Below are 23,076 nucleotides of genomic sequence, written 5' to 3'. Positions count from 1 at the left end.
GACGTGTCGGGTTCACGAGGCCGGCTCCTGGGCGCCCCAGTCCGGGGCGATGGCGTCCAGCTGGCGCTCGACGACGGCGATGAGTCGCTCGGCGACCTCGGGGATGCCGATCCGGCGGACGATCTCCACGAAGAAGCCCTGGACGACCAGGCGCCGGGCCTCGTCCTCGGGTATGCCCCGGCTGCGCAGGTAGAACAGCTGCTCGTCGTCGAATCGACCGGTGGTGGACGAGTGGCCCGCGCCCTCGATGTCACCGGTGGCGATCTCGAGGTTCGGAATCGACTCGGCCCGGGCGCCCTCGGTGAGCAGCAGGTTCTTGTTGGCCTCGTACGTGCTGATGCCCTCGGCCTCCTTGCGGATGAGCACGTCACCCACCCACACGCCGAGTGAGCCCTTGTCCTGCAGGGCCCCGCGGTAGTCGATGTTCGAGCGGCTCAGCGGCTGGTTGTGGTCGACGAACAGACGGTGCTCGACGTGGCGGCCCGAATCGACGAAGTAGAGGCCGAACTGCTCGAGCTCACCGCCCGAGGACTCGTAGCTGGCGCGCTCGAGCATCCTGGTGACCGCCCCGCCGAGCGAGGCCTGCACGGTGCGGACCGTGGCGTCATGCCCGACGAGCAGGGAGGACTGTCCGACGTGCACGGCGTCCGGCGCCCAGTCCTGCAGGGTCACCAGGTCGAGGCGGGCCCCCTCACCGACCCGCACGTCGATCTTGTCCGCGACCTGGGCCGAACCCTCGTAGCGCAGCAGGATCTGGGCCGTGGCATGGGCGCCGACCTCGATGATCGTCTGCCCGTAGGCGAAGCCGTCGACGCCGGTGCCGGTGAAGTTGAGCTCGATGGGCTCGTCCAGTTCGAGACCGGCGGGCACCTGCACGAGGCGCGCCCGGTCCGTGTTGGCGGCGGCGACGGCCGAGGTGCGGTCGGCCGGGGGCTCGACGGCTGCCGCGCGCACGGCGTCGCCCTCGATGAACCCGGCGGTCACGCCGGCGGGCAGCCTGAGCTCGCAGTCGAGTTCGATGCCGGTGGGACCACTGGTGAGGAGCCCCTTCACCGCGTCGACCGGGGTGAACCGCCAGACCTCCTCGCGGCCGGTGGGTACGGGATGGTCATCGAGGTTCCACGAGACCCTCGGGTGCAGATGCGAGGCAACGGTCTCGATGGCGTTGCCCACCGCCTCGGCGCCAGGGCTCATCGGTTCGGCCACGGCAACAGCTCCATTCCTCTGCGACATCAGCCCACCGCGCCTTCCATCTGAAGCTCGATGAGGCGGTTGAGTTCGAGTGCGTACTCCATGGGCAGCTCGCGAGCGATGGGCTCGACGAAGCCGCGCACAATCATGGCACGCGCCTCGTCCTCGTTGAGACCGCGCTGCATCAGGTAGAACAGCTGGTCCTCGGAGATCTTGGAGATGGTGGCCTCGTGCTCCATCTGCACGTCGTCGGTCCGCACGTCCACGTAGGGGTAGGTGTCGGAGCGTGAGACGTTGTCGACGAGCAGGGCATCGCACTTGACCGAGGACATCGCATGGTGGGACCCCTCGGCCACCGCGACCAGGCCCCGGTAGCCGGTGCGTCCGCCGTTGCGGCTGATCGACTTCGAGACGATCGTGCTCGACGTGTGGGGCGCGGTGTGCACCATCTTGGCGCCGGTGTCCTGGTGCTGGCCCTCGCCGGCGAAGGCGATCGACAGCGCCTCGCCCTTGGCGTGGGGCCCCATGAGCAGGCAGGCGGGGTACTTCATGTTCGCCTTGGACCCGATGTTGCCGTCGATCCACTCCATGGTGCCGCCCTCGGCGACGGTGGCCCGCTGGGTCACCAGGTTGTAGACGTTGTTCGACCAGTTCTGGATGGTCGTGTAGCGGCAGCGCGCGTTCTTGCCGACGATGATCTCGACGATGGCGGCGTGCAGCGAGTCCGTCTTGTAGATGGGGGCGGTGCAGCCCTCGACGTAGTGCACATAGGCGTCGTCGTCGACGATGATGAGGGTCCGCTCGAACTGACCGAGGTTCTCCGTGTTCATCCGGAAGTAGGCCTGCAACGGGATGGTGCAGTGCACCCCCTTGGGCACGTAGATGAACGTGCCCCCGCTCCACACCGCCGTGTTCAGCGCCGCGAACTTGTTGTCGCCGGCGGGGATGACCGTGCCGAAGTACTCCTTGAAGAGTTCGGGGTACTCCTTCAGCCCGGTGTCGGTGTCGGTGAAGATGACGCCCTGGCGGCCGAGTTCCTCGTTGATCTTGTGGTAGACCACCTCCGACTCGTACTGGGCGGCGACACCGTCGACCAGACGCGCCTTCTCGGCCTCGGGGATGCCCAGCCTGTCGTAGGTGTTCTTGATGTCCTCGGGCAGGTCATTCCAGTCACTGGCCGGCTTGTCCTGGGCACGGACGAAGTACTTGATGTCGTCGAAACGCAGTTTCGACAGGTCGCAGCCCCAGGTGGGCAGGGGCTTGCGTTCGAACTGCTCCAAGCCCTTCAGCCGCCGCTCCAGCATCCACGCCGGCTCGTTCTTGAGCCCGGAGATGCTGCGCACGACATCCTCGGAGAGGCCCCGCTGGAAGGCGGCCGAGTAGTCGTCTGCGTCGTGCCAGCCGTACTTGTAGGTGGTCAGGTCCTCGACCAGCTCGTCGCGCTCGGCGAGTCTGCTCTCGAGCCTCGTATCAACCTGCGTCATGCGCGTGTTGCCTCTCGCTTGTGGGGACCGTTGGGGGTGCCCAACGGGATGTTGGTGGTGCACACGCCATCGCCGTGGGCGATGGTGGCGATCCGCTGCACCGGGGTGTCGAAGAGCCTGGCGAACATGCTCGTCTCGGCCTCGCACAGCTGCGGGTACTCGGCCGCGACATGGGCGACCGGACAGTGATACTGGCACAACTGGTGGCCGCCTGGCACCTCGCTGACGTGAGCCGCGTATCCCTCCTCACGCAGGACGATGGCCAGCGCCTCGACCGGATCGGCGTCCGGGGCCTCTGCGCGGAGCTGGTGATAGCGGGCCTCGACCTCGCCGTAACGACGCTCCCCCACCGTGACGATGGCCTCTGGGCCGGCCGCCTCGACCAGAGCGCCGAGCGCCTGCAGGGCGAGAGTGTCGTAGTCCTGGAAGAAGGATGAGCGGCCACGGTCGGTGAGGGCGTACGCCTTGGCGGGGCGGCCCCTGCCGCGCCGGCCGCGGACATAGCGCTCCTTCTCGACGACCTGACCCGATGCCTCGAGGATGCCCAGGTGACGACGGATGGCCGTCGGGGTGACGCCAAGGCGGTCGGCCAGTTCAGCGGTCGTCGCGGACCCGTTGACGAGGAGTTCGTGCAGCACCTGGTGACGGGTGGAGTACTCGCCCCGTTCGGGCTCGTCCTCGAATTCCGTCACCGATTTCATAACCCCATTGTTTCCTAAATCGGGGCACTGTCAAACCCCATCGTCCACAGCGAATCACGACAGCAGCTAGGGGTTTTACCACTCATTTTGGTAAGCCTTGCCTCAATTCGGGTGATCCCTGCGGCCACCTCGCGCGGCGCCACGGCCAAGCGGTGGGCATGATCCCGGGGCCTGGGGCACAAGGACGGCGCGAACACCCGGTCAGGGCCGGTTCCGGCGGGCCCGGGCCTGCTCGACGAGAGCGCGATGCACCCGTCGGTCACTGGTGAGCTCGGGGTGGAAGGACAGGGCGGTGATCGCGCCCTGACGCACGCCGACGACCCGGTCCCCCACGGTCGCGATGACACGAACTCGACCACCGACCCGGGTCACGGCGGGCGCCCGGATGAAAACGGCCTCGATGTCCGCGCCGACACCGTCGACGTCAAGACGCGTCTCGAAGGAGTCGAGTTGGGAACCGAAGGCATTGCGGTGCACACCGATGTCGAGGACGCCCAGACACTGCTGTCCGGGCGCTGCGTCGTACAGCTCGCGGGCGCACGCGACCATCCCGGCGCAGGTGGCCAGCACCGGCAGCCCGTCGGCGATGACCTCGCCAAGCGGTCCGTCGAGACCGAAGGCGCGCATCAGACGGTCGAGTACGGAAGACTCCCCACCGGGGATCACGATGGCGTCCAGGCCGTCCAGTTCGACCGGCAGGCGGACGGTGCGAGTCCGGGCGCCACTGGCCGCCAGGGCATCGAGGTGCTCGTCCACGCCGCCCTGGAGCGCCAGGACGCCGATCAGCGGGGCCCGTGGCGACGTGCTCACCAGCCGCGCTCGGCGAGACGGTGCGGGGCGGGTACGTCGGCGACGTTGATGCCGACCATGGCCTCTCCGAGGTCACGAGACACCTCGGCGATGATCTCGGGACGGTCGTACATGGTCGTGGCCTTGACGATGGCGGCCGCCCGGGCCGCCGGGTTGCCGGACTTGAAGATGCCCGAACCGACGAAGACGCCCTGGGCGCCCATCTGCATGACCAGCGCCGCATCGGCCGGGGTGGCCACGCCGCCGGCGACGAAGAGAACGACGGGCAGTTCGCCGGTCTCGGCGACCTCCCGGACCAGGTCATAGGGGGCCTGCAGTTCCTTGGCCGCGACGTACAGCTCATCGGGATCGAGGCCGCGCAACCGGGCGATCTCATCGCGGATGGTGCGCAGATGCCTGACCGCCTCGGAGACGTCGCCGGTACCCGCCTCTCCCTTGGACCGGATCATGGCGGCGCCCTCGGTGATGCGCCGCAGGGCCTCACCCAGGTTCGTGGCGCCGCAGACGAAGGGGACGTCGAAATCCCATTTGTTGATGTGGTGCGCGTAGTCGGCCGGCGAGAGCACCTCGGACTCGTCAATGTAGTCCACCTTGAGGGCCTGCAGCACCTGGGCCTCGACGAAGTGACCGATGCGCGCCTTGGCCATGACGGGGATCGAGACCGCATCGATGATCCCCTCGATGAGGCCCGGGTCGCTCATGCGGGCCACGCCGCCCTGGGCCCGGATGTCTGCGGGTACGCGCTCGAGGGCCATGACGGCGCTGGCGCCGGCGTCCTCGGCTATCCGGGCCTGTTCCGGGGTGACGACGTCCATGATGACGCCGCCCTTCAGCATGTCGGCCAGTCCCCTCTTGACTCGGGTGGTGGCGGTACGGGTCGTTGCCGGTGTCGTGTTCTGCGTCGTCATGGAGGCCATTTCAGACCGCCAACTGGACCACTGCAAGATCCAAATCCAGCCATTCTCGATGGACCACTTCTTGTCCTCGGTGAGACAGTGATGCCATGCGCAACGATCTGGTGGTCCATCCCCCGCTCACCCTCGACCGCAGTCTCCCGGTGCCGCTGACACGCCAGATCGTCACCGGCACACGGGACCTCATCGAGGCGGGCACTCTCGTGGCGGGAGACGCCCTGCCCTCGACACGTGCCCTGGCCGCCGAGCTGGGGGTGGCCCGCGGCACCGTCGTGACGGCCTTCGACCAGCTCGAGGCGGAGGGCTATCTGACCGCGGCCCGGGGTTCGGGCACCCATGTGGCGCAGATCGTGGCGCGGAGCCCGGGGCCCCGCCCGCAGACTCGCCCGGGGCACGGCGACGGGACCCCGGCCGGTGACGTGCTCGATCTTCGCCCGGGTCACCCGGACATCTCGGCCGTCGACTCCCCGCCCTGGCGGCGCGCGTGGCGGGAAGCGCTGTCCAGACCCGCGGCAACCACGGACCCCGCCGGGCTCGCGGCCCTGCGCATCGAGATCGCCGAACACCTGCGCCTCATGCGGTCACTGGTGTGCCCGCCCGACCAGGTGCTCATCACGGCCGGCGCCCGCGAGGGGCTCACCCTCGCGCTCGGCGCCCTCTCGGCCCGGCGCCGGGGCTCCACAGGTGAGGGGCCGGGCCGGCTGACGATCGGCGTCGAACGCCCCGGCCACCCCGCGCTGTCCCTGCTGCCCGCGGCGCTGGGACACGAGACCATCGCCCTGACGGCCGACGACCAGGGTCTGGTCACCGACCGGCTGCCGGACCCCGCGCAACTCGACGCGGTCATCGTCACCCCCAGCCACCAGTACCCGCACGGCGGCGTGCTGTCGGCCCGCCGCCGCCAGGAGCTGCTGGCCTGGGCGCAGGCCGGCCGGGTGCTCGTCATCGAGGACGACTACGACTCAGAGCTGCGCTACGTCGGCATGCCGCTGCCGCCGCTGGCCAGCCTCGACGACCCCGAGGCGGGCTGCGTCCTCACACTCGGCACGTTCTCGACGGTGCTCTCACCGGCTCTGGCAACCGGTTACGCAGTGGCTCCCGCCAATCTGCTGGAGGCCCTGCTGGATCACCGGCGGGCTCTCGGCCCGGCCTCCGGCACGATCGTCCAGCAGGCCCTGGCCGAGTACCTGGCCAGCGGGGAACTGCGGCGGCACATCCAGCGGATGAGGCGCCGCTACCGGTCGCGCCGCAACGTCGTCATGGAGCACCTCGCCGACGCGCCCGGAGCGCGGCTGGCTCCCCTGGTGAGTGGCCTGCAGGCCATCGTCCTCACCGACGCGCCGGGCGCGAGGGTCATCCGGGCCGCCGAGGACCGTGGTGTCCTGGTGGGCGACCTGGCCGGCCGCTGGGGCACGGCAGGCGGCGAGCAGGGCATCGTCTTCGGTTTCGCCGGCGTGCCGGTGCCCCAGCTGGAGCGGGCGGTGACGGCGATCGCCGCGGCCTGCGGCGACGCGGCGTGGGACGCGGGGACCCGCACGCGTGACGACGGCGGGGGCGACTGGGAGACCCCGGCCGTGCGGGCTAGTCTTGGAGTTCGTTCCTCATCCTGCGAAAGGACTCCATGAACGCAGCTGCAACCCCCCAGGAGTGGGTGAATCCGCTCTACGACCCGGAGGACAGCCGCATGCCCCACATCGCGGGGCCCTGTGCACTCGTCTTCTTCGGTGTGAGCGGCGACCTGTCGCGCAAGAAGCTCCTGCCCGCCGTCTACGACCTCGCCAACCGCGGCCTGCTGCCGCCGGGATTCGGCCTGGTCGGCGTGGCGCGTCGCGACTACACCGACACCCAGTTCGCCGAGATCGTCAAGGGGTACGTGCAGGAGAACGCCCGGACACCCTTCAACGACGAGACGTGGAAGCAACTCGTCGCCGGCATCCGATTCGTCTGGGGGGACTTCGACGACGGCAGCACCTTCGAGCGCCTGCACGACACGCTCGACGAGTTGGACGCCCGGCAGGGCACGGGCGGCAACCACGCCTTCTACCTGTCGGTGCCCCCGAGCAGGTTCGGGGTGGTCATCGACCAGCTCACCAGTCACCGGATGACCGACCAGTCGACCGGCTGGAAGCGGGTCGTCATCGAGAAACCGTTCGGCCACGACCTGGCCAGCTCGCGCGAGCTGTACGCCACCCTGTCCAAGGCCTTCCCGGCCGAGTCGGTCTTCCGCATCGACCACTACCTGGGCAAGGAGACCGTCCAGAACCTGCTGGCCCTGCGGTTCTCGAACCAGATGTTCGAGCCCATCTGGAACAACAACTACGTCAGCCACGTACAGATCACAATGGCCGAGGACATCGGCATCGGGGGCCGGGCGGGCTACTACGACGGCATCGGCGCGGCCCGGGACGTCATCCAGAACCACCTGCTCCAGCTGATGGCCCTGACCGCCATGGAGGAACCGAACAGCTTCGACGCCACCCAACTGCGCATCGAGAAGCAGAAGGTCCTCGCCGCGACCCGCGTGCCCGCGGATCTGGACGCCCACACCGCGCGCGGTCAGTACGCAGCCGGGTGGCAGGGCGGCAGCAGTGTCATCGGCTACCTCGACGAGGAGGGCATCGCGCCCGACTCGGTCACCGAGACCTACGCCGCCGTCCGCTTCGACATCGACACCCGCCGCTGGGCCGGGGTGCCGTTCTACCTGCGCGCCGCCAAACGCATGCCGCGCCGTGTCACCGAGATCGCGCTCATGTTCAAGCGCGCCCCGCATCTCCCGTTCAACAACACCGAGACACGCGAGCTCGGCACCAACGCGCTCGTCCTGCGCATCCAGCCGGATGAGGGCGTCTCGATGCATTTCGGCGCCAAGGTGCCGGCCACGGCGATGGAGATCCGCCAGGTCAGCATGGACTTCGCCTACGCCGACTCGTTCAACGAGACGAGCCCCGAGGCCTACGAACGGCTCATCCTCGACGTCCTGCTCGGCGAGCCACCGCTCTTCCCGCAGCAGGAGGAGGTCGAGCTCTCGTGGAAGCTGCTCGACCCGGTCCTGGCGCACTGGGCGACCCGGGGACGGCCGGAGCAGTACACGTCCGGCACGTGGGGGCCGGCCGGCGGCGCCCGCATGCTGGCCAATGACGGTTTCGTCTGGCGTCGCCCCTAGGGAGTCTGAAGAGATGATCATCGAACTCACCAACACCAGTTCGGCCGAGGTGGCCTCCCGGGCGCTCGCCGCCCGCCGTTCCACCGGTGCCGCATCCGGCCTGGTCATGACGCTCATCGTCGTCAGCACCACGCGTCAGTACTCCGACGCCTTCGACGCCGCGCAGGCCACTGCCATCGAGCACCCCTCACGGATCATCGTCGTCATCGAGGGCAGCAGGGACAGGCCCACTGCCATGGACGCCGAGATCCGGGTCGGCGAGGGAACCCCCGGCGACATGATCACCCTGCGGCTGACCGGCGATCTCGTCGGTCACGGCGACTCGGTCGTTCTGCCGCTGCTGTTGCCCGACCTGCCGGTCATCGCCTGGTGGCCCGGCCGCGGGCCCGAGTTGCCCGGCATGGACCCCATTGGCGCACTGGCCCAGCGCCGCATCACCGATGCGGCCAATGCGGACGACCCGGTCGCCGCCCTGGTGGCCCGGGCCAATGGCGAGCACAGCGGCGCCGACACCGACCTGTCCTGGACCCGTCTGACGCGCTGGCGGGCCCTCGTGGCCTCGGCTCTCGACCAGTGTCGCCTACCCGTCCAGTCCGCCGTCGTCGAGGCCGCCGCCGACAACGCACCGGCCGAGTTGTTCGCGGCCTGGCTCGACGCCCGCCTGGGCGTACCGGTCGAGGTCAGGACCTCGATGGGCCCGGGTCTGACGGCTGTCCGCCTGCAGACCGAGGCCGGCGAGCTGGCGGTGCGCCGCACGAAGCCGGCCGACGCCTCCTTCATCATCCCGAACCAGCCGGTACGCACGGCGGCACTGGGCCGCCGTGGCACGGTGGCGTTGCTGAGCGAGGAGTTGCGCAGGCTCGACCCCGACGTGATCCTCGCCCAGGCACTGGCACGACTGGCCGAGAGGTCTCGACGATGAACAGCCTCCCGTACGTCCTGCGTTATGCGGACGAGAGTGAGCTCGCCGGCGAGGTGAGCAAGCACCTGGTGAACTCGCTGACCCAGGCCCAGGCCGAACGTGGCACGGCCCACCTGTGCCTGTGCGGTGGCCGGGCCGAACGGATGGTGTGCGGGCACCTGGCCACGCTGGCCCGCTCGGGCAGCATCGACCCGTCGGGCCTGCACCTGTGGTGGAGTTCCGAGGCCTTCGTCGCCACGGCCGACACCTCACGCAACTCGCTGGCGACGCTGGGGGTCCTGGGCGGGGCCCTCGCGGTGCCGCCGTCGAACATCCATGCCATGCCGAGTTCGAACGGTTCCGCTGACCCCGATGACGCCGCGTACATCTACGCCAAGGAGCTCGGCGCGACGGTGTTCGACATCTGCCTGCTCGAGCTGGGTCTGGGCGGCCGGGTGGCCTCGATCTTCCCGCGCCATCCGAGCTTCACGGCTCAGAACAACCTCAACCTGCTGGCGATGGGCGTCACCGACGCCCCCGAAGGGCCCCCGGAGCAGATCACGCTGACCTACAACGCGATCAACAGGTCCCGCCAGATCTGGGGCCTGGCCAGCGGTGCGGGGATCGCCGGCTGCCTGGCCGACACGCTCCGGGGCGACCCGCGCACCCCCGCGGCCCAGGTGCGCGGCACGGCCAGGACGACATGGTTCGTCGACCGGGCCGCGGCGGCGCAGGTGCCCTACTACCGGTGCGACCTGTGACGGCCCTGAGGCGGGAGCACCATCACCGGGCGGGAGAACGGGAATCCGGGCGAGATCAGTAGATGACCTCGCCGCTGCGCCGACGCTCCTTGAGGTTGGCCAGGGCCTCCTTGAGGATGGCCGCCGCCTCCTTGTCGCTGCGCCGCTCCTTCACATAGGCCAGGTGGGTCTTGTACGGGGTGTTCTTCGGGGGCGGGGGCGGGTTCTGCCGGTCCTGACTGGCGGGCAGGCCGCATCTCGTGCACTCCCAGCCCTCGGGGACCTCGGCCTCCTCCGCGAACGAGGGACACGTCACGTGCCCGTTGGCGCAGTAGTACGAGACCTGGATGCGGGGCGCGGCCTCGCCACGCTCGGCCTCGCCCATCGGACCGGCACCGACACGGCTGCCACGGATTGCGCTGCCACTGGCCACAGCTGAATGCTCCTAACGAGGGGGATGCGTGTGTGGATCGGCTCAGGCCGTCACGCGATACAGCGTGAGCAGGCCGAGGATGCAGGCCACCCACAGCAGACCGATGATGATCGTGAGTCTGTCGAGCATGCGCTCGGCGGAGGACGTGCCACTCGTCGAGGTGGTCATACCGCCGCCGAACAGATCCGACAGACCACCGCCGCGGCTTCTGTGCAGAAGGATGAAGGCGGTGAGGGTGAAGCTCAGCACCACGAGCACGATGGACAACGTCGTGATGGGCCATGTCATGAGCGGAACTAGCATCACCAGGCGATTTTATCCCACGGCGCAAGGGCTGATGGCACGACCGCCTGGCGGGACGGGCGGATCGGCGGGGCACACGCAGAACACCGGGGGCGCCCGGCAGATGCCTGGGCGCCCCCGGTGTTCTGATCTTCGTCAGGCCTGGGCCATGGCGTAGAAGCGGACGATGGCCGCGAAGTCGTCCGGCTTCAGGCTGGCGCCGCCGACGAGCGCACCATCGATGTCGGGCTTGGCCATGATGGCGGCCACGGAACCGGGCTTGACAGAGCCGCCGTACTGGATGCGCACCGCATCGCCGGTGGCCTCGTCGTACAGGTCGGTGACGGCCGCGCGGATGGCGCCGCAGACCTCCTGGGCGTCCTCGGGCGTGGCGACCTCGCCCGTGCCGATGGCCCAGATGGGCTCGTAGGCGATGACGAGACCGGCGACCTGCTCGGCCGGGATGCCGGCGAGCGCCCCCTTGACCTGGTTGACGGTGAACTCGACGTGCTGGCCGGCCTTGCGGACGTCCAGGGACTCGCCGACGCAGATGATCGGTGTGAGCCCCTTGGAGAGGGCCTTGACGGCCTTGGCGTTGACGATCTCGTCCGTCTCGCCGTGGTACTGGCGGCGCTCGGAATGCCCGATGACCACATAGGTGCAGCCGAGCTTGGCGAGCATGTCGGCGCTGATGTCGCCGGTGTAGGCGCCATCATCGTGTTCCGAGACGTCCTGGGCGCCGTAGACGATCGGGAGCTTGTCGCCCTCGACGAGGGTCTGAACGGTGCGGATGTCGGTGAACGGGGGGATGACGACGCATTCGGAGGCGTCCGGGTCGTAGCCCTTGTCCTGGAGCGTGAAGGCCAGTTTCTGGACCAGGCCGACGGCGTCGACGTGGTTCATGTTCATCTTCCAGTTACCGGCCATGATCGGCTTGCGTGCCATGATGTCAGTCATTCCCTTCCAGAACTGCCAGGCCCGGCAGTTCCTTGCCTTCGAGGTACTCGAGCGAGGCGCCGCCACCGGTGGAGATCCAGCCGAATTGATCGTCTGAGTAACCGAAGGTGCGCACTGCGGCGGCGGAGTCACCGCCGCCGATGACGGAGAAGGCGTCGCTGGAGGCCAGGGCCTCGGCGATCCCCTTGGTCCCCTCGGCGAAGTCGGCGATCTCGGAGACGCCGGCGGGGCCGTTCCAGAAGACGGTCCTGGCGCCCGCGATCTCCGCGGCGATGGCCTGGACCGTCTCGGGGCCGACGTCGAGGCCCTCGCGCTGGGGTCCGATGGCGTCGGCGGGGACGACCGTGACCTCGCCGAGGGCCTTGCGGGCGTCGAAGTCCATGCCGGCGGCCGTCACGACGTCGGTGGGCAGCAGGATCTTCTTCCCGGTGGCCTCGGCGCGGGCCAGGTATTCGCGGCAGGTCTCGACCTTGGACTCGTCGAGGATCGAATTGCCGACCTCATGCCCCTGCGCCTTGAGGAAGGTGTAGGCCATGCCGCCGACGATGACGAGCGTGTCGGCGACCGAGAGCAGGTTGTCGATGACGGCCAGCTTGTCGGCGACCTTCGCGCCGCCGAGGACGACGACATAGGGCCGCTCGGGATCGGTGGTGAGCCTCGACAGGACCTCGACCTCCTTGGCGACGAGCTCGCCCGCGGCGTTCGGCAGCAACTTGGCCAGGTCGTACACACTGGCCTGCTTGCGGTGGACGACACCGAAGCCGTCGGAGACGAAGATCTCCCCGAGCTGGGCGTACTTGGCGGCCAGGGCCTCGCGCTCGGCGTCGACCTTGCTGGTCTCGCCGGGCTCGAAGCGGACGTTTTCGACGAGCGCGATCTGGCCGTCGGTCAGGGCGGCACTGGTCGCCTGGGCAGATTCGCCGACCGTGTCCGTGGCGAACTTCACGTCCTGGCCGAGCAGTTCACCGAGGCGGGCGGCGACGGGGGCGAGGGAGAACTTGGGATTGACCTCACCCTTGGGGCGGCCCAGGTGGGCGAGCGCGGTGACTCTGGCACCGGCGCCGAGGAGGGCCTTCAGGGTGGGCAGGGCGGCACGGATACGGCCGTCGTCGGTGATGGTGGTGCCGTTCAGCGGCACGTTGAAGTCACAGCGGATCACGACGCGCTTGCCGCGCAGATCGCCGAGCTGGGAGACAGTCTTCACTGGGCAACTCCTGGATTGGTCGTTCATGGGCGAACAGGGCGCGTCAGCCTGAGCCGACGCGCCCTGTTCTTCACGATGTGTGTGCTCGGGATGCTCAGAGCTTGTCGCAGACGAGCTTGGTCAGGCTGACGAGGCTGTTGGAGTAGCCCCACTCGTTGTCGTACCAGCTGAGCACCTTGACGAGGTTGCCGATGACCTTGGTCTCGGAGGCGTCGAAGATGCTGGTGTGCGGATCGCCCTGGATGTCGGTGGAGACGATCGGGTCCTCGGTGTACTCGACGATGCCCTTGAGCTCGCCCTCGGCGGCCTCCTTGACGGCGGCGTTGATCTCCTCGACGGTGACCTCACGGCTCGGGATGAACGAGAGGTCGGTCAGCGAGCCGGTCGGGGTGGGGACGCGGACGGCGAGACCGTCGAACTTGCCCTTGAGCTCGGGCAGGACGAGGGCGACGGCCTGGGCGGCGCCGGTCTTGGTGGGGATCATGTTGAGCGCGGCGGCGCGGGCGCGACGCAGGTCCTTGTGGGGGGCGTCGAGGATGCGCTGGTCACCGGTGTAGGAGTGGATCGTGGTCATGATGCCACGCTCGATGCCGAACTTGTTCTGCAGGATCTTGGCCAGCGGGGCCAGGCAGTTGGTGGTGCAGGAGGCGTTCGAGATGATGTTCTGGGTGGCCGGGTCGTACTCCGTGTCGTTCACACCCATGACGAAGGTGCCGTCGATGTTCTTGGCCGGGGCGGAGATGATGACCTTCTTGGCGCCGGCGTCGATGTGGGCCTTGGCCTTCTCACCGTCGGTGAACAGGCCGGTCGACTCGACGACGACCTCGACACCGAGCTCCTTCCAGGGCAGATCGGCAGGGTTGCGTTCGGAGCAGACCTTGATGACCTTGCCGTTGACGATGATGTTGCTGTCGTCATAGTCGACCTCGCCGGCGAAGCGGCCGAGGATCGAGTCGTACTTGAGTAGGTGGGCGAGAGTCTTGGTGTCAGTCAAGTCATTGACTGCGACGATGTCGAGATCGGCCCCCTGCTCGATCATCGCACGGAAGAAGTTGCGGCCGATGCGGCCGAACCCATTGATACCAACCTTGACGGTCATAAAGTCGATTCTCCTTCGACAGGTCATGATGCCTGGCCACCCGGCGTCGCCCGGCCCCAGGCGCGGACACAGCTGATCTTATCCGACCGGGCGGTTCGTTCCCATGGGTTCAGTCCCTGGGATTCGGCGGGACACCAGGATTGGCCTGCGGGCCACCCGGCGCGCACCGCACCGTGGCCCCCTGGCCGCGCCGAGCCCCGAACCGACCCGGGCGCCCGGGCCGGTCTGCGAGGATCATGCGTCGCCGGCGAGCATCTCGGGGGTCAGGGCCGCCGTCGTGGTGGGGATGCCGCACTCGTTCGCCGTCTTGTCGGCCAGGGCGAGCAGGCGCCTGATCCGGCCGGCCACCGCGTCCTTCGTCAGCGGTGGGACGTGCAGCTGGCCGAGTTCCTCCAGGGACGCGTCACGATGGGCCAGGCGCAGCTCGCCGGCCGAGCGAAGATGGTCGGGGATGTCCTCGCCGAGGATCTCCAGGGCGCGCTCGACACGCGCGCTGGCGGTGACGGCGGCGCGCGCCGAACGGCGCAGGTTCGCGTCGTCGAAGTTGGCGAGGCGATTGGCGCTGGCGCGCACCTCGCGGCGCATGCGTCGCTCCTCCCAGGCGAGCACGGACTCGTGGGCGCCCATGCGGGTGAGCAACGAGGAGATGGCGTCGCCGTCGCGAACGACGACACGGTCGCTCTGGCGCACCTCCCGTGACTTGGCGCTGATGCCGAGACGGCGGGCGGCGCCGACCAGGGCCAGCGCGGACTCGGAACTGGGGCAGGTGATCTCGAGAGCCATCGAACGGCCCGGCTCGGTGAGCGTGCCGCGGGCCAGGAAGGCGCCCCGCCAGGCGGCCACCTGATCCTCGAGGGAGCCGCCGACGATCTGGGCGGGCAGACCTCGCACAGGCCGTCGGCGGGCACCGATGAGACCGGTCAGCCGGGCCAGGTCCTCACCGTGCCGCACCTGCCGGACGACGTAGCGGGTGCCGCGACGCATGCCCGAGGAGTTCACCACGATGATGTCGCAGTCGAAGTCGTACAGGTCGCGGACGCCGGCGCGCAGCCTGCGGGCCGCGCTGCCCGTGTCGAACTCGCTCTCGATGACGATGTGGCCGCTGACCAGGTGGATGCCCCCGGCGAAACGCAGCATCGAGGCGATCTCGGCCCGGCGTGACTCCGGTTTGAGCACGGCGACCGTGGCCAGCTCGGACTTCACCTGCTGTGTCAGTGCCATCTGCTCGCTCCCCTGTTCGGCGTCAACCCCCACCAGACTACGCAGCCGGGCTCAAACGTCCGGCCGCCCGTGGCGCAGGCCGAGCATGATCTCGCTGTAGACGGCGGCCAGGCGCAGGCGGTCGTGACGCGCCGTGTTGTCGTGCATGGCGACGTCGTCGACGACCAGGCGCGCCCCGAAGCCGGCGCAGGCGCCCTCGAGGGTCTCGTCCTCGCGGGTGAAGGTCTCGTCGGCGATGACGGTGTCCAGGCGCAGGCCGGGGGCGTGTTCGCCGAGCAGCTCCATGTGGCGGGTCGGTGAGAAGCCGGCGGTCTCGGAGCCGGCCGTGACGTTCAGGGTGAGTACCTTGTGCGCCTTGGCCTCGATGATCGCCCTGGCCAGTTCCGGGATCATCAGGTGCGGCAGCACGGAGGTGAACCAGGAGCCGGGACCGAGCACGATGTAGTCGGCCTCGGCGATGGCCGCCAGCGCCTGCGGGCAGGCCGGCGGGTCGTCGGGCAGCAGACGGATCGCCTGCACCAGGCCGCGCGTCACGGCGACCTCGTGCTGGCCGTGCACGACCTGGACCTCCGCGGGGAACTCGAGGTCGAGACCGAGCACGTCCGCCTCGATGTCGAGCGGGATCGTCGAGGCGGGCAGCACCCGCCCCCGGGCGTCGACCAGTTCGGCGACCATGTCGAGGCCGGCGACCGGGTCGCCGATCGTCTGCCAGACGCCCTCGATGAGCAGATTGCCGATGGCGTGCCCGTTGAGGGGGCCCTCGGAGCGGTAGCGCTGCTGCAGCACGGTGGCCCAGCGCCGTCCGTTGTGGTCGTCGCCGCACAGGGCGGCGAGAGCCATCCGCAGGTCGCCCGGCGGCAGGCCGCCGAGCTCGGACCGCAGCCGCCCCGACGAGCCGCCGTCGTCGGCGACCGTGACAACGGCGGTGAGGTTGTCGGTCACCTTTCGCAGGGCGGCCAGCGACGAGGAGAGGCCGTGCCCTCCCCCGAGGGCGACAACCTTGGGCAGATCGCCTGGGTCACTCATCACGTCCTCCTCATTCGAGACCGAGATCGCGGTGCAGGACGCTCACCTGCATCCCCTCCTCGCGCAACCGGCTGGCGGTCGCCTCGGTCATGGCCGTTGAACGATGCTTGCCCCCGGTGCACCCGATGGCGACGGTGACCTGCCGTTTGCCCTCACGCAGGTAGCCGGGGGCGACGATGCGGAACATGCCCTGCAGGTCGTCGAGGAACTCGTTCGCGCCCTCCTGGGCCAGCACGTAGCCGCTGACCGCCTCGGACAGGCCGGTCTGCGGGCGCAGCTCGGGAACCCAGTGCGGGTTGGGCAGGAAACGCACGTCGAACACGAAATCGGCGTCCAGTGGCACACCGTTCTTGAACCCGAAACTCATGACCTGCACCCGCAGGGTGCCGGCCTCGTCGCCGCCGTAGGCGTGGGCGACGCGGGCGGCCAGCTGGTGCACGGTGAGGCGGGAGGTGTCGATGACCAGATCCGCGCTGGCACGCAGGTCCGAGAGCATCCGGCGTTCCTTCTCGATGCCGGCCAGCAGCCGGCCGTCGCCCTGGAGCGGCAGCGGGCGGCGGCTGGACTCCTGACGGCGGACGATGGCCTCGTCGCTGGCCTCGAGGAAGCAGATCTCCGGCGAGATGCCCCGCTCGCGCAGCCGGGAGAAGACGGCGGGCAGCTGGTCGAACATCTCACGGCCGCGCACGTCGAGGCCGACGGCGAGGCGGCCCAGGCCCGAGTCGTCGGCGGTGCCGATGAGTTCGGGGAGCATCGACGGGGGAAGGTTGTCGACGACGAACCAGCCGAGGTCCTCCATGGCGTGGGCGCAGGTGCGCCGCCCGGCACCGGACATGCCGGTGATGATGACGGTGCGCGGTGCCTTGGGAAGGGTGCGGGCGGGTGCTGGCAGATCACTCACGGCTCCATTATGGCCAGAGGCCGTCTCGGCCATCGGCGCGCCCCGCCCGGCCGTGGACGGCACTCGGCGGTCACCCGGGTGGGACGCCTACTCGAGGATCTCGCCGGTCGACATGTTGACGGCCGGGGCCGTGTCGTCGGCCGCCAGGCGGGCCACGATGGCCTCGGCGGTCGCCGGACCGATGCCGGGCAGCTCCGCGATCTCCTCGACGGTGGCGGCGCGCAGCTTCTTCAGCGAGCCGTAGCGCTTGAGCAGCGTTGCCCGGCGCACCTGGCCCAGGCCCGGCACCTGGTCGAGCACCGACTCGACCATCGCCTTGGAGCGGCGCTGGCGGTGGTGGGTGATGGCGAAGCGGTGCGACTCGTCACGCACGCGCTGCAGGAGGTACAGGCCCTCCGAGCTGCGCGGCAGGATCAGGGGGTACTCCTCGCCGGGCAGCCAGACCTCCTCCAGGCGCTTGGCAAGGCCGATGACCCGGACCTCGTCGACGCCCAGCTCGTCGATGGCGTGCTGGGCCGCCTCGACCTGCAGCGGGCCGCCGTCGATGACGACGAGCGAGGGGGCGTAGGCGAACTTGAGCGGCCGCCCGGTGTCGGGGTCGATGAGGCCGCCGCCGGGGCCCGCGTCCTTCATCGCGGCGCGGTCGTTGAGCAGGCGGGTGAAGCGGCGCGAGAGCACCTCGTCCATGGCACGCAGGTCGTCCGAGCCCTCGAAGCTCTTGATGACGAAACGGCGGTACTCGCTCTTGCGGGCCATGCCGTCCTCGAACACGACCATCGACCCGACCACCTGCGTGCCCTGCAGGTGCGAGATGTCGTAGCCCTCGATGCGCAGCGGCGCCTCGGGCAGGTCGAGCAGCTCGGCCAGTTCGGCCAGCGCGCGGTTGCGGGTCTCCAGGTCGGACGAGCGCCTGGTCTTGTGCCGGGCCAGCGCCTGGGCGGCGTTCTGCGCGACCGTGTCCATGAGGACGCGCTTGTCGCCGCGCCGGGGGACGTGCAGGTGCACGGCCGAGCCGCGCTGGGCGCTCAGCAGATCGGTCAGGGCCTCGGCGTCGGGCGGCAGGGCCGGGACGAGCACCTCGCGCGGCACCGCCGAGTCGGCGTAGAGGCTGAGCAGGAATGACTCGACCAGCTCGCCCTCGCCGGCGTCGTCGGCCCGGTCGGCGACCCAGGAGCGTTCGCCGCGCACCCGCCCGGCACGCACGTGGAAGACCTGGACGGCGACCTCGAGCGGGTCGAGGGCCAGGGCGATGACGTCGGCGTCGGTTCCCTCGGGCAGCACGATGGCGTTGCGTTCGCTCGCCTCGGCGAGCGCGGCGAGCGAGTCGCGCAGCACGGCGGCGCGCTCGAAGTTCTCCTCGGCGGCGGCCCGGGTCATCTGCTCGGTCATCTTCTTCTCGAGGCGCCGGGTGTGTCCCTCCATGAAGGCGCAGAAGTCGGCGGCGATCTCGCGGTGCTCGTCGGCGCTCACCCGGCCCACGCACGGCGCCGAGCACTTGCCGATGTAGCCGAGCAGGCAGGGCCGCCCGCTGGACTGGGCCGAGTTGAAGACGCCCTTCGTGCACGAACGCATCGGGAAGACGTGCAGCAGCATGTCGACCGTCTCACGGATCGCCCAGGCCTTGCCGAAGGGGCCGTAGTAGCGCCAGCCCTTGTGCTTTGCGCCCCGGCCGACGAAGACGCGCGGGTACTCCTCGCTCCAGCTGACGCACAGCCAGGGGTAGGTCTTGTCGTCGCGGTACTTGATGTTGAACCGCGGCCTGTAGTGCTTGATCCAGGTGTACTCGAGCTGCAGGGACTCCAGTTCGTTCTGCACCACCGTCCACTCGACCCGGCTGGCCGTGCGCACCATCGTCTGGGTGCGCGGGTGCAGCGCGGAGACGTCCTGGAAGTAGGAGTTCAGGCGGTTGCGCAGGTTCTTGGCCTTGCCGACGTAGATCACCTGGCCGTGCGCGTCGCTGAACCGGTAGACCCCCGGGTTGGTGGGGATCTGGCCCGGCGCGGGGCGGTAGGTGGACGGATCGGCCATGCCTGCCAGGTTACCGAGGAACCCGCGACGGTCCGGTCGTGAGCGGGACGGTCAGGGCCTCAGCCGCACCGGCACGAGATGTGGACCGTCCGGCCCGAGAGCGGGGCCGTCCCGGCGTGCCAGTGACCGCGGCAGGCACTGGTCGTGGACGGGCGGGCGCATCAGGTGACCGGCGCCGCTAGGCTCGCCGGAGGAGAGGAGAACCGCATGGTCGAGCAGTCGTTGCCCGAGCGCTTCGGGGCGTGGCTCGGTCTCGACGACGACTGGCAGCGGCCGGTCCAGCACGTCGACCGGCGCGACGTCGCCGTCACCCTGGTCATGGCCGCCGCGCTGGCGCTCAACCTGGAACTGCTGCGCGGCTACTACCCGGCCGAGGCCATGGAGCCGCGGCCCCTCGAGTACGGCCTCATCGTACTGCTGGCGCTGCCCCTGCTGTGGCGGCGGCGCCTCCCCCTCGTCTGCGCCATGGCGGTCTTCGCCGCCTTCGTCGTGGCGCGGTCGACCGCCGACGAGGTGGCGGCCCAGCTGGTCGGCCAGGTTCTGCTCTTCCTGGCCGTCTTCTCGGCGGCCTGCTGGGCCCGCAACCGCCGCGCCCTGGCCGCGACCGTCACGGGGATCCTGCTCGCCGACCTGCTCTGGCTCACCTGGGACTTCGCGGTAGGCCTCAGCACCGAACACATCATCGCGTCGCTGGACGGCCCCGCCCGCGGGCTGCTCAGCCCGGCGGTCTCCTACGGCATCTACGCCTATCTCATCAACATCGTCTTCTTCGTCTCGGCCTTCGTCTTCGGGACGAGCGCCTGGCGCAGGGCGCGACAGCAGGCGAAGCTGGCCGCCCAGGCCACCCAGCTCGCCCGGCAGTCCGAGCAGCTGCGCGACCAGGCCATCATCGAGGAGCGCCTGCGCATCGCCCGCGAGCTGCACGACGTCGTCGCCCACCACGTCTCCGTGACGGGCGTGCAGGCCGCCGCGGCCAGGCGGGCCCTCGACAGGAGACCGGACCAGGCCGCCCGGGCGCTGGGCATGGTCGAGGAGTCCTCCCGCGAGGCCATCGGGCAGATGCGCGGGCTGCTCGGCGCGCTGCGCGGCGCGGCCGGCCACGAGGACGACTCCCGCCAGGCCTCCCCCACCATCGCCCAGATCACCGGGCTCACCACCGGCCGGGCGGACGGCCTGCGGGTCGACTACGAGCTGCTGGAGCCGACCCCGGGGGCCGCCACGCAGGTGCCCCTGCCGGTCGCACTGTCGATCTACCGCACCGTCGAGGAGGCGCTGACCAACGTCCGGCGCCACTCCACCGCCCGGAGCGCCCAGGTGGTCGTCCGTGTCGCCGAACACTACGTCGAGACCGAGATCCTCGACGCGGGACGCCCCGTGCCCGGCACGTCCGGCACTGGCCTGGGGCAGTTGGGCATGCGTGAACGCGCCGCCCACCACCACGGCGAGGTCGAGATCGGCCCGCGCCCCACCGGGGGCTACCGCGTGCGAGTCCGTCTACCCCTCATGGAGTCCCAATGATCCGCGTCCTCCTCGCCGACGACCAGAAGCTGGTGCGCACCGGCTTCGACATGATCCTGTCCTTGGAGGACGACATCGCCGTCGCCGGGCAGGCCTGCGACGGCGCCCAGGCCATCGAGCTGGCCCGCAGCGAACACCCGGACGTCATCCTCATGGACGTGCAGATGCCCGGCGTCGACGGCATCGAGGCGACCCGGGTGATCGTCGACGAGCACCTCGCCAAGGTCATCATGGTCACCACCTTCGACCGCGACGACTACGTCTTCGAGGCCCTCGGGGCCGGCGCCTCGGGTTTCATCCTGAAGAACGCGGACCCGGACGAACTGGTCTCGGCCGTCCGCGCCGTCGCCCGGGGCGATGCACTGCTCAGCCCCCAGGTGACGCTGCGCGTCATCCGCGCCATGGCGGCGCCCGGCGCGAGGACGCAGCCGCCGGCCGACGCCCCGGGCGAGCCCGCGCCGCAGGCCCCGCTCCAGCGCGCCGCCGCGGGCCCGGCCCACATCCCCGAACTCACCGACCGCGAGACCGACGTGCTGCGAGCCATCGCCAGGGGCCTGTCCAACGCCGAGATCGCCGCAGAGCTGTTCGTCTCGGAGGCGACCGTCAAGACCCACGTCTCGAACCTGCTGGCCAAGCTCGGCCTGCGCGACCGCGTGCAGGCCGTGGCCTGGGCGTTCCGGCACGGCCTGGCCGAGTGAGCGGGGCGCCGCCGCCTCGCCTGCGCCCCGGTCGGCCTCAGAGTCGCCCTGTTGTGCCGGACCGGTGTCACGTGGTCATCGGTTCGCGTCCCAGACGAAGGCCCGCCAGGCCGACAGCCCCGTGACGACCGTCCAGGCGATGCAGATGAGAGAGCCACGCACCATCGGATACTCCAGATCGGTCCCCGCCAGGGCGCCTCTCAGCATGTCCCCGATATAGGTGTACGGCAGGAGCAGGCCGATGCGCTCGACCGCCGGGGGCATCATCCGGTACGGCAGGAAGACGCCGCACAGGAACAGCAGGCCCGGTCCCAGGAAACCCGAGATCGCCCCGACCAGCGCCGGATTGTCGGACCTGGCGCCGACCAGCAGTCCCATCGACAGCGCGGTCGCTGCGCACAACACCACGGCCCAGCACAGCAGCAGGGGCGGTCCAATGGACGCCGAGCCGGTCAGGGCGGCCAGCACGCAGATCAGGCCCGTCTCGGCTCCGATCACGGCGAGCCGTCCCGGTAGCTGTGCCCACAGGTACTGGCTGCGCGTCACCGGGGTCATGCCGAGGCTGCGCAGCACGCCATCCCTGCGCAGCTGCGCCATGGGCGCGGCGGTGCCCGTCAGCGCCAGCGACAGGACGGCGAAGATGAGCACCGCCGGAAGGCCGAAGGTCAGGGCGCTGATACTCCCCTGGGACTGGGGCAGGTCCGGCAGGAACAGGAACATGATGATGAACAACGCCGGGTACGCCATCGCCAGCCCGGTCACCAGCGGATCGCGCAGCATCTCCCTGACACTCGCCAGGGTGAGAGCCCCCACCTGTTTCATGAGTTCTCCCCGGGGACATGGGCGGCCGGTTCCCGGCCGACCAGCCGGACGAACACGTCGGTCAGTGACGGACCGGCGGCCCTGACGTGTGCGGCCAGCAGAGCCCTCGAGGCCCGGACGGCCGCTCGGGTCCGGGCAACATCGGCGCTCACCAGCCTGACGCTCGCACCGTCGCCCACTCGCCGGGTCGAGAACCACAGCACGCCCGGCAGCCCCTGCAGCACTGCGTCGTCGACGACGGCCCGGGTCGTGAACGAGACGCTGCCCCGTCCCGCGTACCGGTCCAGCAGATCGTCGACGGCGCCCTCGGCGACGACGCGGCCCGCGTCGAGGATCACGACGCGGTCGCACAGCGCCTCGGCCTCGTCCATCATCTGGGTCGTCATGAGCACGGCACCCAGGCCTGCGCGCCAGCGGATGACGTCCCACGTCTGCTCGCGGGCCAATGGGTCAAGACCCGCCGTCGGCTCATCGAGAGCCACGACCGCGGTGCCCCCGACCAGCGCCAGGGCCAGCCGCAGTCTCTGCCGCTGGCCGCCCGACAGGGTCTTGACCCGTGCCCGCCGCCTGTCGTCCAGGCCGACCATGGCGATGATCTCATCGACCGGATGCGGGCTCGGGTAGAGCGAGGCCCAGAGCGCGACGTGCTCCAGAACGGTCAGATGCTTGAACAGTGACGAATCCTGTGGTTGCAGGCTCACGTGCCTCAGGCACTCCGAGCGCTGCAACACCGGCGACAGGCCCCGCACCTCGATTCCGCCCCCGTCGAGCCGGCGCGCTCCCATGATCGACTCGATCAAGGTGGTCTTCCCCGCACCATTGGCCCCCAGGACCCCGAGTGTCTCGCCCGGGCGGAGTTCGAGGTCCACCCCGCACAGCGCCGCCAGCTCGCCATAGTGCTTCACCGCGCCGGTGACACGGATCAATGGCTCATTCACGGGAAGAGTCATGCGGCCTCCTCCGGCGCATGGACGATCCAGACC

General features: G+C 69.8%; 22 protein-coding genes. 6 read left to right on the top strand and 16 right to left on the bottom strand.

Features of this window, described 5'->3' with window-relative positions:
• Nucleotides 1–12: 12 nt before the first annotated feature.
• From sufD to pdxS, 5 genes are all read right to left on the bottom strand, one after another.
• Nucleotides 13–1,206, bottom strand: coding sequence for a Fe-S cluster assembly protein SufD (sufD, locus tag PROPJV5_RS11325; protein ID WP_239018490.1), 1,194 nt, complete (start codon nucleotides 1,204–1,206; stop codon nucleotides 13–15).
• A gap of 26 nt (nucleotides 1,207–1,232) precedes the next feature.
• Nucleotides 1,233–2,675, bottom strand: a complete 1,443-nt coding sequence (gene sufB, locus PROPJV5_RS11320; protein WP_119716468.1) for a Fe-S cluster assembly protein SufB — start codon at nucleotides 2,673–2,675, stop codon at nucleotides 1,233–1,235.
• Nucleotides 2,672–3,376 (bottom strand): helix-turn-helix transcriptional regulator, encoded by a 705-nt coding sequence (locus PROPJV5_RS11315; RefSeq protein ID WP_119716467.1) that lies wholly within the window; start codon nucleotides 3,374–3,376, stop codon nucleotides 2,672–2,674. Before PROPJV5_RS11315 ends, sufB begins: the two co-directional genes overlap by 4 nt.
• A 201-nt stretch (nucleotides 3,377–3,577) precedes the next feature.
• A complete protein-coding gene (gene pdxT / locus PROPJV5_RS11310) occupies nucleotides 3,578–4,186 on the bottom strand; it encodes a pyridoxal 5'-phosphate synthase glutaminase subunit PdxT (protein ID WP_239018489.1) in 609 nt (202 codons plus the stop codon).
• The gene (gene pdxS / locus PROPJV5_RS11305; protein ID WP_239018493.1) at nucleotides 4,183–5,022 is read right to left on the bottom strand and encodes a pyridoxal 5'-phosphate synthase lyase subunit PdxS; all 840 of its coding nucleotides are present in this window, start codon (nucleotides 5,020–5,022) and stop codon (nucleotides 4,183–4,185) included. Before pdxS ends, pdxT begins: the two co-directional genes overlap by 4 nt.
• Nucleotides 5,023–5,189: 167 nt before the next feature.
• Between pdxS and pdxR the strand changes: the two genes are divergently transcribed.
• From pdxR to pgl, 4 genes are read left to right on the top strand one after another with little or no spacing between them, the layout of a single operon-like run.
• Complete coding sequence (pdxR, locus tag PROPJV5_RS11300; RefSeq protein WP_119716464.1) at nucleotides 5,190–6,725, top strand: MocR-like pyridoxine biosynthesis transcription factor PdxR; 1,536 nt, start codon at nucleotides 5,190–5,192, stop codon at nucleotides 6,723–6,725.
• Nucleotides 6,722–8,263 carry a glucose-6-phosphate dehydrogenase gene (gene zwf, locus PROPJV5_RS11295; RefSeq protein WP_119716463.1) on the top strand — a complete coding sequence of 514 codons (1,542 nt, stop codon included), beginning with the start codon at nucleotides 6,722–6,724 and terminating at the stop codon, nucleotides 8,261–8,263. The genes pdxR and zwf overlap by 4 nt, the downstream gene beginning before the upstream one ends.
• 13 nt (nucleotides 8,264–8,276) lie before the next feature.
• Complete coding sequence (locus PROPJV5_RS11290) at nucleotides 8,277–9,185, top strand: glucose-6-phosphate dehydrogenase assembly protein OpcA (RefSeq protein ID WP_119716462.1); 909 nt, start codon at nucleotides 8,277–8,279, stop codon at nucleotides 9,183–9,185.
• Entirely contained in the window at nucleotides 9,182–9,925 is a 744-nt protein-coding gene (gene pgl / locus PROPJV5_RS11285) for a 6-phosphogluconolactonase (RefSeq protein WP_119716461.1), read from the top strand. The genes PROPJV5_RS11290 and pgl overlap by 4 nt, the downstream gene beginning before the upstream one ends.
• A 55-nt stretch (nucleotides 9,926–9,980) precedes the next feature.
• Here pgl and PROPJV5_RS11280 read toward each other — a convergent pair whose 3' ends face one another.
• From PROPJV5_RS11280 to uvrC, 9 genes are all read right to left on the bottom strand, one after another.
• On the bottom strand, nucleotides 9,981–10,337 hold the full coding sequence (locus PROPJV5_RS11280) for an RNA polymerase-binding protein RbpA (RefSeq protein WP_119716460.1): 357 nt from the start codon (nucleotides 10,335–10,337) through the stop codon (nucleotides 9,981–9,983).
• A gap of 42 nt (nucleotides 10,338–10,379) precedes the next feature.
• Complete coding sequence (gene secG / locus PROPJV5_RS11275; RefSeq protein ID WP_119161095.1) at nucleotides 10,380–10,625, bottom strand: preprotein translocase subunit SecG; 246 nt, start codon at nucleotides 10,623–10,625, stop codon at nucleotides 10,380–10,382.
• A gap of 150 nt (nucleotides 10,626–10,775) precedes the next feature.
• Complete coding sequence (tpiA, locus tag PROPJV5_RS11270; protein ID WP_119716493.1) at nucleotides 10,776–11,564, bottom strand: triose-phosphate isomerase; 789 nt, start codon at nucleotides 11,562–11,564, stop codon at nucleotides 10,776–10,778.
• Nucleotides 11,565–11,568: 4 nt separating this feature from the next.
• The gene (locus PROPJV5_RS11265; protein ID WP_119716459.1) at nucleotides 11,569–12,780 is read right to left on the bottom strand and encodes a phosphoglycerate kinase; all 1,212 of its coding nucleotides are present in this window, start codon (nucleotides 12,778–12,780) and stop codon (nucleotides 11,569–11,571) included.
• A gap of 94 nt (nucleotides 12,781–12,874) precedes the next feature.
• Nucleotides 12,875–13,879 (bottom strand): type I glyceraldehyde-3-phosphate dehydrogenase, encoded by a 1,005-nt coding sequence (gene gap / locus PROPJV5_RS11260; RefSeq protein WP_119716458.1) that lies wholly within the window; start codon nucleotides 13,877–13,879, stop codon nucleotides 12,875–12,877.
• Between the two features lie 234 nt (nucleotides 13,880–14,113).
• The gene (whiA, locus tag PROPJV5_RS11255; RefSeq protein WP_119716457.1) at nucleotides 14,114–15,100 is read right to left on the bottom strand and encodes a DNA-binding protein WhiA; all 987 of its coding nucleotides are present in this window, start codon (nucleotides 15,098–15,100) and stop codon (nucleotides 14,114–14,116) included.
• A gap of 51 nt (nucleotides 15,101–15,151) precedes the next feature.
• Nucleotides 15,152–16,126, bottom strand: coding sequence for a gluconeogenesis factor YvcK family protein (locus PROPJV5_RS11250; RefSeq protein ID WP_119716456.1), 975 nt, complete (start codon nucleotides 16,124–16,126; stop codon nucleotides 15,152–15,154).
• A gap of 10 nt (nucleotides 16,127–16,136) precedes the next feature.
• Nucleotides 16,137–17,018 (bottom strand): RNase adapter RapZ, encoded by an 882-nt coding sequence (gene rapZ / locus PROPJV5_RS11245; protein WP_420812734.1) that lies wholly within the window; start codon nucleotides 17,016–17,018, stop codon nucleotides 16,137–16,139.
• 96 nt (nucleotides 17,019–17,114) lie between these two features.
• Complete coding sequence (uvrC, locus tag PROPJV5_RS11240) at nucleotides 17,115–19,055, bottom strand: excinuclease ABC subunit UvrC (protein WP_119716454.1); 1,941 nt, start codon at nucleotides 19,053–19,055, stop codon at nucleotides 17,115–17,117.
• Between the two features lie 207 nt (nucleotides 19,056–19,262).
• On the opposite strand from uvrC, the gene PROPJV5_RS11235 reads away from it, so the two are divergent.
• Nucleotides 19,263–20,573, top strand: coding sequence for a sensor histidine kinase (locus PROPJV5_RS11235; protein WP_119716453.1), 1,311 nt, complete (start codon nucleotides 19,263–19,265; stop codon nucleotides 20,571–20,573).
• Nucleotides 20,570–21,271, top strand: a complete 702-nt coding sequence (locus tag PROPJV5_RS11230; protein WP_119716452.1) for a response regulator — start codon at nucleotides 20,570–20,572, stop codon at nucleotides 21,269–21,271. The genes PROPJV5_RS11235 and PROPJV5_RS11230 overlap by 4 nt, the downstream gene beginning before the upstream one ends.
• A gap of 75 nt (nucleotides 21,272–21,346) precedes the next feature.
• On the opposite strand, the gene PROPJV5_RS11225 is transcribed toward PROPJV5_RS11230, so the two are convergent.
• Nucleotides 21,347–22,093 carry an ABC transporter permease gene (locus tag PROPJV5_RS11225; RefSeq protein ID WP_119716451.1) on the bottom strand — a complete coding sequence of 249 codons (747 nt, stop codon included), beginning with the start codon at nucleotides 22,091–22,093 and terminating at the stop codon, nucleotides 21,347–21,349.
• Nucleotides 22,090–23,043, bottom strand: a complete 954-nt coding sequence (locus PROPJV5_RS11220; protein WP_119716450.1) for an ABC transporter ATP-binding protein — start codon at nucleotides 23,041–23,043, stop codon at nucleotides 22,090–22,092. The genes PROPJV5_RS11225 and PROPJV5_RS11220 overlap by 4 nt, the downstream gene beginning before the upstream one ends.
• Between the last annotated feature and the right edge of the window lie 33 nt (nucleotides 23,044–23,076).

This window comes from Propionibacterium ruminifibrarum, from assembly GCF_900289195.1.
Lineage (GTDB): Bacteria > Actinomycetota > Actinomycetes > Propionibacteriales > Propionibacteriaceae > Propionibacterium > Propionibacterium ruminifibrarum.
Note: the sequence above shows the minus strand (reverse complement) of the source record. Positions and strands in the feature narration are given on the sequence as shown.